General features: G+C 45.4%; 10 protein-coding genes. 6 read left to right on the forward strand and 4 right to left on the reverse strand.

Annotated elements, in window-relative coordinates; translation table 11 throughout:
- Positions 1-109: 109 nt before the first annotated feature.
- Positions 110-748 (forward strand): hypothetical protein, encoded by a 639-nt coding sequence (locus QZ135_RS05735; RefSeq protein WP_294606674.1) that lies wholly within the window; start codon positions 110-112, stop codon positions 746-748.
- A 47-nt stretch (positions 749-795) separates the two neighbouring features.
- Positions 796-2,439 (forward strand): sialidase family protein, encoded by a 1,644-nt coding sequence (locus QZ135_RS05740; RefSeq protein ID WP_294606677.1) that lies wholly within the window; start codon positions 796-798, stop codon positions 2,437-2,439.
- Positions 2,440-2,756: 317 nt separating this feature from the next.
- On the opposite strand, the gene QZ135_RS05745 is transcribed toward QZ135_RS05740, so the two are convergent.
- The 4 genes from QZ135_RS05745 to QZ135_RS05760 all read right to left on the reverse strand — a co-directional run bounded on the left by QZ135_RS05745 (position 2,757) and on the right by QZ135_RS05760 (position 7,336).
- Entirely contained in the window at positions 2,757-3,767 is a 1,011-nt protein-coding gene (locus tag QZ135_RS05745) for an AI-2E family transporter (RefSeq protein WP_294606679.1), read from the reverse strand.
- A 52-nt stretch (positions 3,768-3,819) separates the two neighbouring features.
- Positions 3,820-4,434 (reverse strand): L-threonylcarbamoyladenylate synthase, encoded by a 615-nt coding sequence (locus QZ135_RS05750; protein ID WP_294606681.1) that lies wholly within the window; start codon positions 4,432-4,434, stop codon positions 3,820-3,822.
- Between the two features lie 72 nt (positions 4,435-4,506).
- On the reverse strand, positions 4,507-6,516 hold the full coding sequence (locus tag QZ135_RS05755) for a tetratricopeptide repeat protein (protein WP_294606683.1): 2,010 nt from the start codon (positions 6,514-6,516) through the stop codon (positions 4,507-4,509).
- Between the two features lie 34 nt (positions 6,517-6,550).
- A complete protein-coding gene (locus QZ135_RS05760) occupies positions 6,551-7,336 on the reverse strand; it encodes a Cof-type HAD-IIB family hydrolase (RefSeq protein ID WP_294606685.1) in 786 nt (261 codons plus the stop codon).
- 241 nt (positions 7,337-7,577) lie between these two features.
- On the opposite strand from QZ135_RS05760, the gene QZ135_RS05765 reads away from it, so the two are divergent.
- From QZ135_RS05765 to QZ135_RS05780, 4 genes are read left to right on the forward strand one after another with little or no spacing between them, the layout of a single operon-like run.
- Positions 7,578-8,456 (forward strand): prenyltransferase, encoded by an 879-nt coding sequence (locus QZ135_RS05765; RefSeq protein ID WP_294606687.1) that lies wholly within the window; start codon positions 7,578-7,580, stop codon positions 8,454-8,456.
- Positions 8,457-8,458: 2 nt separating this feature from the next.
- Positions 8,459-9,076 carry a type II CAAX endopeptidase family protein gene (locus QZ135_RS05770; protein WP_294606689.1) on the forward strand — a complete coding sequence of 206 codons (618 nt, stop codon included), beginning with the start codon at positions 8,459-8,461 and terminating at the stop codon, positions 9,074-9,076.
- A 27-nt stretch (positions 9,077-9,103) separates the two neighbouring features.
- The gene (locus QZ135_RS05775; protein ID WP_294606691.1) at positions 9,104-10,270 is read left to right on the forward strand and encodes a MalY/PatB family protein; all 1,167 of its coding nucleotides are present in this window, start codon (positions 9,104-9,106) and stop codon (positions 10,268-10,270) included.
- Positions 10,271-10,283: 13 nt separating this feature from the next.
- The gene (locus QZ135_RS05780) at positions 10,284-11,939 is read left to right on the forward strand and encodes a hypothetical protein (RefSeq protein WP_294606693.1); all 1,656 of its coding nucleotides are present in this window, start codon (positions 10,284-10,286) and stop codon (positions 11,937-11,939) included.
- Positions 11,940-12,276 lie beyond the last annotated feature (337 nt).

The following is a 12,276-nucleotide window of genomic DNA, read 5'->3' on the forward strand; positions in this document are numbered from 1 at the left end:
TTGAAAATTAGCTTTCTGTTCCGGAGTGATTTTGTCCACTGATACTTGTTTGTTTTTATCTTTATCGTTCCTAACTTTATAGCTTTTTAAATGAATAAATCGTTTGAATATGAATGATACGGATTGCCCTTTCGACGATCTGCTATGCCGTTCTCTTTCATTATTCCATCAATTCCGGCTGTATGACGATTGCATAGAAGAAGATAATGCTCTCAAGGCTCTGAGGGAAGCGGAAAAGATAGTGAGTGATACGAAGAACGGGGTTTGTGTAGCAAAACTGGGATGCGTGATAGAATGCCTGGCGCACAGGTACTATATAGATGACAACACTGATGGAATGTTAGGGGAAGTGGATACTTTTCTTATTAAATTCTGGAAAAGGCTGGAGTATCCTTCTGCGGAGGCTTTTACTGCCTCTTTATGGATTGGGGAATATTTTCTATTGCGTTTAAAGAATCCGAAATCACGTGTTCACAGCCGGAGTAAGAAGATGGTATCCAGAATTCTGTCATTCATGGCGGATATGCTCCGCAAGCCAGAAAAACAAAAAAATCTTTGTCTTTCTTCTGTCGATGTTTTTGAGGAAACGGTGGACTGGGTGAAAGAAGTCTGCGACATGCATATCTGTGAAAAGCAAATGGTTCTTTTGTTGGAGAGGCTTTATTCTCTTCAGGAAAAGGGAATGTTGCAACAAGATGAGGCGGGAAAGAATGTTTTACGGCAACAGATATGGGATTTTTATTATTGAATATTATCTTTGTAACCGATAACACTCTATTAACTTGATCTGATATTATGAAGAAGCCGGCAATTCTGTTTTTATTATTCTGTTTACTGTGTTCAATTCCAGTTATCTGGGCTGCGGATACAATTTTTGTTCGGGAAACACAGATTCCTGTTTTGATAGAAAGGGTAGATAATGTTTTATTTTGTTTGCGTCTGGATGCAAAAGAAAGTAAGGTGCTGAATGAGGTAGTTCTGGATTGGGGAAAGGATACGAATTTGTCTGCAATCCAGTCGATAAAGCTTTATTATAGTGGTACTGAGGCATTACAGGATAAGAAAAAGGGACGTTTTGCTTCTGTGGAATACATTTCAAGTCATACACCTGGGAAAACTCTGGCGGCTAATCCTTCTTATTCCATACAGAAAGCGGAAGTTTCTAATCCGCAGAATCGTGTTGTTCTTGCTGCTAACCAGCAACTGTTTCCCGGTATTAATTTCTTTTGGATTAGTTTGCAGATGAAGCCGGAAACTTCATTGGATACTAAGGTGATAGCGACTGTGGCTTCCGTTACTCTGGATGGTAAAAAAGCACTTTTGGATATCGTCTCCCGGCAAGGTATCGAACATCGGATGGGAGTAGGCGTGCGCCATGCCGGTGATGATAATTCGGCGGCATTTCGCATTCCGGGTTTAGTGACTACAAATAAAGGAACTTTATTGGGTGTATATGATGTGCGTTATAATAGTAGCGTCGATTTACAGGAACATGTAGATATAGGATTGAGTCGGAGTACAGATGGTGGAAAAACATGGGAAAAGATGCGCCTTCCTCTGGCTTTCGGTGAAACGGGTGGATTGCCTTCGGCTCAAAATGGAGTGGGAGACCCTGCTATATTAGTAGATACAAAAAACAACAATGTGTGGATAGTTGCTGCCTGGACCCATGGCATGGGAAATCAGCGTGCCTGGTGGAGTTCACATCCGGGACTGGATATGAATCATACGGCACAACTTGTGCTGGCAAAGAGTGCAGACGATGGTAAAACCTGGTCGGCTCCTATTAATATTACAGAGCAAGTGAAAAATCCATCCTGGTACTTTTTATTGCAAGGTCCCGGACGCGGCATTACGATGGATGACGGTACTCTTGTTTTTCCTACTCAGTTCATTGATTCCACCCGTGTACCCAATGCCGGCATCATGTATAGTAAGGACAGGGGAAATACTTGGAAAATGCATAACTATGCCCGTACAAACACTACAGAAGCGCAGGTTGCTGAGATTGAGCCGGGAGTACTGATGCTGAACATGCGTGATAACCGGGGAGGGAGTCGTGCTGTAGCAATCACGAAAGATTTAGGTAAAACATGGACTGAGCATGAGTCTTCGCGTAAAGCATTGCAAGAACCGGTCTGTATGGCAAGTCTGATTAGCGTAAAGGCGAAGGATAATGTTTTGAATCGGGATTTGCTTATCTTCTCTAACCCCAATACAACGAAGGGACGTCGTAATATTACAATCAAAATAAGTTTGGATGGAGGTATGACCTGGCTTCCGGAACATCAGCTTTTGTTGGACGAAGGTGATAACTGGGGATACACCTGTCTTACTATGGTTGATAAAGAAACCATTGGTATTCTTTATGAGAGTAGTGTAGCCCATATTACGTTTCAGGCAATTAAACTGAAAGATATTGTGTGTCCGGATAGTTAAATTCTACTTTTTTTGTCCACATAATGGCGCGCTTATCCGAGGTATATTGTTGATATATAATTGAATATCCATATTTCCTTTGTCCACACTCTTTTTTAGGTTATGTAGTTTCATAGCTCTAACTTTGACGACAAATTGATAACAGAGTTGGCATCACAGACACCGTTGCTATATTATCATTATAACTACTGGTTGGGGTGTTGGATATTCAATTATCCAAATGCTCTATAGGCGGAAAGTCCTCAAGCAATAGGGGGACTTGCCGCCTTTATTTTGTATAGGAGAACAATTATATATCATCGGAACAATGTGCCAGCTTATTTTTGCCTGTCCAGATATTCTCTCTTGAACATATCCACAAAAAGGAAGAACAGCGAAAGTAATAGCGGTCCGAAGATAACACCCATGAAACCAAATAGAGAAAGACCGATGACGACTCCGAATATCGTGATAAGCGGATGTATATCAGCCATTTTCTTTTGCAGGATGAAACGTATCAGGTTATCAAGCTGGGAGATAATCAAAGTTCCGAAGATGGCTAACCCAATGCCATTGAACCAATCACCGGACAATGCCATGTAGACGGCAATGGGAAACCATACTAACGCTGTCCCTACCATCGGGATAACCGTTGCAAGGCAGGTGAGGAATCCTGTCAGCAAAATGTCCGGGACATCAAAGAACCAGTAACCTATCATGGCTACACCTCCCTGGATGATTGCCAGCAAAGGGATACCAATAGCGTTGGAGTGGACGATCATCTTGATTTCGTGCACTACATGGTTTGTATTGGTTTCACTGAAAGGAAGTATTTCGTTGATGTATTTCTCCATTTTCTGCCCGCCTATCAGCATGAAGTAGAGCACAAAGACCAGTACAAAGAGGTTGACGGCAAAACTGCTGATGCCATTCATAACGAATTGACCTATCGTGGGGAGTATGGAGATGATGAATGAAGTTGTGTCCTTACCAAGTACATCATAGCCTGTCTTGTCTTTAATAATACGTGCCATGTCTTCAACAGGGGCAATAATACTCTGAGGGTCGAGATTAATATCTTGTAATTTACTGACCAGCAACCATACCGCCAGTGCCAGTGGGACCAGGAAAAAGAGTATGGATTCGGTAGTGATGAGTGTGGCGGCAAGGCTTCGTTTCATTTTTCGTCTGCCTGTCAGATGTATCATTTGTTTTCTGACGAGAATATAAATGGTAAGTGCACCCAGTAACCCGCCCAAAAAGGGAGTAATCTGAAAAAATAGGATTACGCCCAGTCCGATGATGATGGTGATTAGTGAATATTTCCAGTATTGTTCTTTTGTATTCATATACCTTTTGTTGCTTTCTTAAAAAAACAAACAAACCGGGCATTTGGTTGAGTCATCCTTCATTCAACCAACCTTTTCCCTGACGCACAATTTCCGCTTCTCCGTTGGTACAGTCCACAATAGTGGAAAACTCTGTTCCACCGATGCCGCCATCAATAATTAAATCGACAAGATTACCGAACTTTTCGTCAATCAGTTCCGGGTCGGTACTGTATTCTATGTCCTCATGGTCGTCGTGAGGAAGAGTGGTAGTCATGATGGGAGCATCTAATATACGGGCTATTTCCTGGATGATAGCACTATCCGGCATACGGATACCCACCTCTTTCCGGTTACGGAAAATTTTGGGTAGCCGGGTCGTACCGTTCAGGATAAAGGTGAAAGCACCGGGTAGATTCCGTTTCATAAGTTTGAAGGTATTGTTATCCACTTTGGCATATTCACTGATGCTGCTCAGGTCATAGCAGATAATAGAAAGGTTATTCTTGCGCGGGTCAATGTCCTTGATGCGGCAGATGCGCTCGATGGCACGCTCTTTCAGCCCATGACAACCGATGGCATACATAGTATCAGTGGGGTAGATGATGAGTCCGCCGTCATTCAGAATATCCACTACCTGTTGCAGGTCTTGGGGATTGTTATTCTTTTCGTAAAGTTTCAGAAGCATAGGGCTGGAATTAGTCTATATATAATAACGCAAAAGTAGAGAATAAGTTTCTTATTATCAAATAAGTGTGCCTTATTTCTTGGATGATTTTTTACGGAGTTCCTCTGCCAGCCGCCATTGCAGTGCGGCTTCCACTTCTTTCCCTGCCTGCATCAGGGCATCACCGAAGAGTTCATGTGCTCCGGCATGCTCAGGTTTTAGGGTGGTGGCCTTGTCTAAATCGGCAATGGCGCCTTCGGTGTCTTGTTGCTTCAGGCGTAGTTTTCCGCGATTGTAGACGGCTTTAAATTCTGCCGGGCGTAATTTCACGGCACGCGTCAGGCACTCTTCCGCTTCAAGATATTTGCCTTCATTGAAGAGAGTGATGCCTTTGCGTACCCACGCGTCCGTGTATTCCGGATAAAGTTCCAGTGCTTTGTCATAGTTGGCAATGGCGGCACGGGAGTCGTGGGCAAGAGTAATCGACTCATTGCCCATCAGGTAATACTCACGTGCATAAGTTTGCAGGCGCTTCTGTTGCTCTGCCATCTGAGATTTTAGTTGTTCGTTGCTGTCACGCAGTTTGTTAATCACGCCTAACTTGCGGCGGATGAGCCGTTGAATGGCGGGTTTTTCTATGTCGTATCGGGAGTGTATGGCTTTGAAGAACTGGTTTAGGAAGACTTCAAAGTTTCCTTCATCAAAGGCCTTGCTGGCAGCCGCATATTCTACGTCGGCTTGTGCCTGCTTCAGGGCACGGTCTATGGCTTGCCGGTTGTTGAAGCGTTCGGCAAAGTTCACTATCTCCGGGCGGACGAAGATGTCGGCACGGTTGACGGGCTTCTTTAATTGAATACCTTCCAGTGATGTGCAACGGCTAAGGGCTACGTATGCCTGTCCGCCGGCAAACACACCACCGGTGAAGTCGATGACAACCCGGCTAAAGGTCAGTCCTTGGCTTTTGTGGACGGTGATTGCCCATGCCAGCCGTACGGGGAACTGAGAGAAAGTGCCGAGCACTTCTTCTTCAATTTCTTTTTTCTTTTCGTTGTATTTGTAGCGGATGTTCTTCCAGTGTTCCGGCTTGACGTCACATTCTTTCCCATCGTCGGTGATGATGTAGAGGGTTTCTTCTATTTCATCGAAGCCGCTGACTACGCCGATGGTGCCGTTCACCCAGCGACGGTCGAAATCATTCTTGATAAAGATGACTTGTGCGCCCGGTTTCAGTACCAGTTCCCGCGAGGTAGGCAGACTGCTTTCCGGGAAATCGCCTGTAACTTCACCATGGAAAGTGACGGAGTCGCCGGGCAATTCCGCCAGTTTCCGGTCGTTGATGTAGTCCACGTTGTCACGGCGTGTGGCAAGGGTGATGTACATATCTTCCTCATTCTCTTCGATGTCGGTGCCGTAGCGGGTATTGAGTAATTGCAGGTCGGCGGCACCGGCCGTATTGCTGCGGATGTGGTCCAGAACACTGACAAAGACCTTATCCGTCTGGCGGTAAACCTTTTGGAGTTCGATGGATACGAGGTCTATCTGGCTGAATACCCTTGCAGAGAAAAAGTAAGGGGTAGGATAGAAGCGGTTCAATATTTCCCGTTCATCACCTTTCACCACGGGCTCGAGCTGGAAAACATCGCCTACAAATAGGAGTTGTTTTCCGCCAAAAGGTTCACGCAGGTTGCGGGAGTAAACGCGCAGAATACGGTCCACTGCATCGATAATGTCTGCACGTACCATGGAAATTTCGTCGATGATGATGAGTTCCAGTTCTTCCAGTAACTTGCGTTGAGGCTTGGTGTACCTGAAGAATTCATGAATGCGTCCCCGTTGCAGGCTCAGATTCGGGTCGTCGGGCAACAAGGGATGAAAAGGTAGTTTGAAGAAGCTGTGCAGGGTACTGCCACCGGCATTGATGGCGGCAATGCCCGTAGGTGCCAAAACTACGTGCCTCTTCTTGATGTTCTGGCAGATATATCGCAAGAAAGTAGATTTACCCGTGCCCGCTTTTCCGGTCAGGAAGACGGACTGGCGGGTATATTGTATAAGACTCAGGGCATCCTGAAATTCTTTGTTATTGGTATCTATTGACTGCGTCAAAATTAAAAATTAATAATTAAAAATTAAAGGAGGGCTATATGATGGAGAAATGTTTGAGCGCATTGGCAATTCCGTTTTCGTCCACTGAGGTGGTGATGTAGTTGGCATGTTCCTTTACCTCATCTACGGCATTGCCCATAGCTACACCGATAGCTGCATGGCGGAGCATGCTTACATCATTGCCTCCGTCGCCGAACGCCATCGTTTCTTCCAGGCGGATGCCGAAGTGGTTGATGATTTCGTCGATGCCTTTCTGTTTGGTATTTCCTTTGGCAGTGATGTCGGCAAAAGCGGGAAACCAGCGTCCGGCTTCACAACCCGGCAACTGGGGAAGAATCACTTGTTCTTGCTCCAGTGTGATAAATGGGGTCATCTGGAAAATCTCTTGGTTGATAGCTTCTTCGGGCGTCTTTTCCGGAATAATATCTACTTTCAGATAATCGTTGAATATCTTTTTCACCATTTCGTCCGGCTGGCATACACAGATGTCATGCTCGCTCACGAAGATGCAGGGGAAGTTCTGTTCGGCAGAGATGCGTGCAAGTTTTTGCACGTCGGCGGCAGGTATGGCACTTTTGTAAATCACGTCTTCGCCTACGAAACAATATCCGCCGTTCATGGTTATGTAACCATCTATCAGGTTGCGGTCTTGCAGGGCAGAAAGGTTGTTGATGATAACTGCGGGACGTCCCGTAGCGATAAAAATCCGAATGCCTTTGGCTTTGGCAGCGGCGATGGCTTCGATGGTGGTTTCGGGAATAGCATGGGTGTCAAAACTCACTAAAGTGCCGTCGATGTCAAAAAACAGGGCTTTAATCATATTATTTCTATTTTACTTGTGTGCAAAAGTACTCAAAAGCGAGGATAATTTGTATTTTTGCAAGCAAATAAATGATAATTTAGCGCGGAGCGCTAAATTAAGTGACGGACTACGAGCTACAAGTGACAAGTACCTTTCGGTATGATAGCCGGACGAATAATTTTCACTCGCTAGCATAGCGCAGCAACTTGTAGCCGGTAGCTTGTAGCTCGTCACTGGTTCCTTTAACAGATAAGAAACAATGGAAAAGCATTCCTTAAAAGATTGGTTGATTGCCGTGCGTCCCTGGTCATTTCCGGCGTCGGCGATGCCTGTGATTGTGACGCTGGCATATTTATATTGGGCTTATGGTGTGATAGATTGGAAGAATGGACTGCTGGCATTAGTCGGCATTATTATCTTTCATGCTTCGGGTAATGCCTGGAGTGATTACTTCGACTTTGAACGGGGAGTCGACCGGGCAGATACTTTTGGGGTGAAGACGCTGACAAGCGGACAGTTCATGCCGTTGGAAATACGTAACCTGGCATTGGGACTGATGGTGCCGGCAGTCGTTATCGGCCTTTGGCTGGTAGTCCGTACAGGACTCCCTTTGCTTTGGGTAGGAGTTTGCGGAGCATTCTGTTCTTTACTCTATCCTTGGCTGAAATACCGTGCTTTCGGAGATTTTGTTATTTTTGTAGCTTATGCCATATTGCCTACACTGGGAATCTCTTATATCACCGTCGGGAAATTCTTGCCTGACCTTTTGCTGATTATTGTTCCGGTAGGCTTGATTACTGTAGCTATTCTGCACGCCAACAATACCCGTGACATAGAGACTGACTTGCGTGCTAAAATCAGCACTCTTGCAATGAGACTGGGGAAGAAGACTGACGTGTACCTCTATATATTCGAAGTCATCTTCCCATTTCTGTGGATTGTGGTTTGTGCTGTATTGGGATATTTCCCTTGGTGGTCGTTGCTGACTATGCTGGGACTCCTGCCTGCCATTGCCAACGCGCGTACTATGTTGCGCTTGCCTAAGGAAGGAATCTGTGCGATTTCCAATCTGGATGAAAAGACGGCAAAGCTGCAACTCCTGTTCAGTCTGCTCTTTACGGTTACATTCCTTATATAATTATGAAACGAGTAATTATTCCTTTATTGATAGCTGCTTTTCTGTGGTTCTTCATGTTTTCACCCTGGACCAGCGGGATATTCAACTTCTGGACAGCGATGAGTTTCTCAGCTATTGTACTGATGAATATGGCTTTTGCCCTTCGTCCGCAGTGGTGGGTGGAAGATGTGAAGTTCGACTGGAAGAATATTTCCGGTGGCGTGGCGTTGGCAGTTGTCCTGTGGGGAGTCTTTTGGGTGGGAGATAAAGCTTCCGCCTGGCTTTTCGACTTTGCCCGTCCACAGGTGGAACTTATTTACGGGATGAAAACCGGAGAAAACCCCTGGTTGCTTTCCGTCTTGCTGCTTATCCTGATAGGGCCTGCGGAAGAAATCTTTTGGCGGGGCTATGTGCAGAATGCGCTTTCCAAACGATGGAGCCCTAATGTGGGATTTATAGTTACGACATTGGTTTATGCACTGGTGCACATCTGGTCATTCAATTTTATGCTGGTGATGGCTGCGTTGGTGGTCGGTGGCATCTGGGGATTGGCTTACCGGATGTATCCGCATAAACTGGGGGCGCTGATTGTATCGCATGCGGTATGGGACGTAGCGGTGTTTGTCGTTTTTCCGATATAATCTGTGGTGAAATAAAATAGAGATCTTATGAAATACAATTTTGATGAAATCATAGAACGCCGTGGAACCAATTCTGTGAAGTGGGATGGTGTTAAAAATATCTGGGGACGCGACGACTTGCTCCCTATGTGGGTGGCCGACATGGATTTCCGTACCCCGCCTTTCGTGATGAATGCTTTGCGGGAGCGTCTGGAACATGAAGTACTGGGATATACTTTTGCCTGCGAAGAGTGGTACACCTCTATTTGTTCCTGGCTACACAATCGTCATCAATGGGATATCACCCGTGAGATGCTGACCTTCGTTCCCGGTATTGTTCGTGGTCAGGCTTTTGCTTTGCAGTGCTTCACTAACCCTGGTGATAAAGTGATGGTGATGACACCTGTTTACCATCCTTTCTTCCTGGTAACCGAGCGTATGGGACGCGAAGTTGTCTATTCCCCTCTGGAGTTGCGTGACGGACAGTACTATATTGACTTCGAACGCTTTCGCAAAGATATACAGGAGTGCAAAGTGCTTATCCTCTGCAATCCTCACAATCCCGGCGGGCGTGTCTGGACAGTAGAAGAACTGAAAGAGATTGCAGCCATCTGCCACAAGAACGCTACCTTCGTTATTTCCGATGAAATCCACGCCGATCTGACTCTGCCTTCCTATAAGCATCATCCTTTTGCCACAGTTTCCGAAGAAGCGGCTGCAAATTCGCTGGTTTTCATGGCTCCCAGCAAAGCCTTCAATATGCCGGGACTGGGCAGTTCATATGCAATTACTGTAAATGAAACCATCCGCGAACGTTTTCAGACATTTATGGAAGCCGGAGAGTTCAGCGAGGGACATTTGCTTGCCTATATTGGTGCCGCCGCCGCTTACCAGCATGGTGCTGAGTGGTTGGAGCAAATGCTTGCTTATATAGAAGGGAATATAGACTTTACGGAAAGCTACCTGAAAGAGCATATTCCCGTCATCAGCATGATACGTCCCCAAGCCTCCTACCTCGTTTTTCTGGATTGCCGGAAGCTGGAACTGACTCAGGAAGCATTAACCCGTCTTTTTGCGGAGAAAGCACATCTGGCTTTGAACGACGGAACTATGTTCGGCAAACCCGGAGAAGGATTCATGCGGCTGAATATCGGTTGTCCCCGCTCGGTGCTGGAGCAGGCTTTACAGCAACTTCGTGATGCGGTGATGCAATAAAGAATTATATCTAATGAAGAAACTCTTATATCTTTTCGTCACAATTTGTGTTTTGTTGTGTGCTTGTAGCCGTATCGATAATACGGCTGTACTCCGTCAGGCAGATGTCGTGATTTATGAAAATGCAGATAGTGCCATGAAGCTCTTGTCGCAGATAAAGAACCCGGAGCGGTTGCCGTTTGAGGAAAAAATGCTGTATGGCTGGTTGCGTACATTTGCACACAATATGAGAGGGGCTTCTATGGCAGAAGATTCTTTGATTCTGCCTGCATTCAATTATTTTGTTTCCGGTCGGGACACGGTGAAGATGCTGAACTCATACGTGCTGAAGTCCAAGTATTTGTATTGGTTGAAAAAGCACGCTGAGTCTATGGCAGTGCTCGATAGCGGTATTGTGGAGGCTACTGCTTGCCGGGATACCTATCTGATTGTTAGTATGCTTGCTGAACAGGCGTATAGATATGTATATATTGAGAAGGATTATAAGAAGGCGATAGAAGCCCACCTCCGGGCGATTGCTATTCGAGAGGATGCAGGATTGTGCTATTCCCTGGGCATTGCTATGGGATTACAAGGAAATGATTCCGCTTCTTATTATATGGATCGGAGTATCGAATTGGTTGCGCAAAAGAAAGATACGGCACGTCTGGCACATTATCTGCGCAACTATGCGCAATTGTTGTCCTATAAAGGACAAGATTATGAAAAGGCGATAAAAGTTTCAAAACGCTTGCAGAGCTTCCCTTCTGATAAAGTGAAAGATGCAATGATTACTCTTGTACTGACGGAATGCTATTTGAAAATTGGAGAATTAGATTCTGCCCAATACTATCTCGACCGGGGGAAGTCCGAGGTTGGTCAATTCAAAAAGTTCCTGACTACGGAAAATATGATTGCCTATTATCAGGGGCTGATAGACTATACTCGCTACGGTACATTTGATTTCTTGAATGTGATGCGCTATAACGATTCCATTCACAATGCCCTCTATGCCTTGCAAAGCACTATTCAACGAAAAGATGAAAGTAAGGAGTCGCTTTCCAATGCCAATCTGATGCTGACGGTGGAGCGGCAGGAAGCGCAGTTGACGCTATTGTTCTGTGTACTGGTGCTGGTATTGGTAGGTGGAGGAGCTTTCTTCTATATCCGGGGGCGCCGTAACCGCTTGATTGAGGCGGAAGAACGTATTGAAACTTTGAACCGATTGTTGGCAGAGGCTACGAAAGGAGATAGTGGACAAGAGGAGAAACCAGCCGCGGAAGTAGAAGATGGTCAGTTTTTTCGAAAGATTCTGTTGCAGCAGTTAGGCATTATTCGTTTAGTTGCCACGCAGCCAACATCCCAAAACCAGGAATTGCTCCGGCGCATATCCGGCATCACCAATCATGAGCTTCCCGTAGAAAGCCTGTTAGTATGGGAAGACTTGTATCCTGTAATCGACCGTATCTATGATGGTTTCTACACTAGAATGAACCAACGTTTCGGCTCTGTACTCATTGATAAAGAACAGCAACTATGCTGTTTGCTTTGTGCGGAGTTCTCCACAAAGGAGATTAGTGTAGTGACGCAGCAAAGCATTCCTACCATTTATCAACGAAAGACGAACATCCGTAAGAAGCTGGGGATGGGAGAGAAGGAAGACATTGTTGAGTTCGTTTTGGGTAAATAATACCGTTCCTTGTGTACTCTGTGTGATGAAGAGAGTTTCCTCTCGTGGTGATTCCATTTCCTCCAAATGGTAACTTCATTTACATGCCGAGGTAAAGGCCGTTACATACCGTGGTAAAGACCGTTACAATAGGTGGTAAAGGCCGTTACATCCTGCGGTAAATGCTTTTACATTGTGAGGTAAATTGTATGTAAATGCTATCTATTGATAATCAGTGAACTAAGCGGACGTGTTGGTGGGGCTGATTCGTTTCTGCACGGATTTGAATCAGTTACGAGCTACAAGCTACAAGCTACAAGTGCCTTTCGGAACATAGCGCAGCTACTTGTAGCTTGTA

This window comes from uncultured Bacteroides sp. (assembly GCF_905207245.1).
GTDB lineage: Bacteria > Bacteroidota > Bacteroidia > Bacteroidales > Bacteroidaceae > Bacteroides.

Coding starts and splice junctions, on each gene's coding strand:
- QZ135_RS05770 (WP_294606689.1), top strand. CDS start 8,459: ATGAAACGAGTAATTATTCCTTTATTGATAGCTGCTTTTCTGTGGTTC.
- QZ135_RS05735 (WP_294606674.1), top strand. CDS start 110: ATGAATGATACGGATTGCCCTTTCGACGATCTGCTATGCCGTTCTCTT.
- QZ135_RS05740 (WP_294606677.1), top strand. CDS start 796: ATGAAGAAGCCGGCAATTCTGTTTTTATTATTCTGTTTACTGTGTTCA.
- QZ135_RS05750 (WP_294606681.1), bottom strand. CDS start 4,434: ATGCTTCTGAAACTTTACGAAAAGAATAACAATCCCCAAGACCTGCAA.
- QZ135_RS05765 (WP_294606687.1), top strand. CDS start 7,578: ATGGAAAAGCATTCCTTAAAAGATTGGTTGATTGCCGTGCGTCCCTGG.
- QZ135_RS05775 (WP_294606691.1), top strand. CDS start 9,104: ATGAAATACAATTTTGATGAAATCATAGAACGCCGTGGAACCAATTCT.
- QZ135_RS05760 (WP_294606685.1), bottom strand. CDS start 7,336: ATGATTAAAGCCCTGTTTTTTGACATCGACGGCACTTTAGTGAGTTTT.
- QZ135_RS05780 (WP_294606693.1), top strand. CDS start 10,284: ATGAAGAAACTCTTATATCTTTTCGTCACAATTTGTGTTTTGTTGTGT.
- QZ135_RS05745 (WP_294606679.1), bottom strand. CDS start 3,767: ATGAATACAAAAGAACAATACTGGAAATATTCACTAATCACCATCATC.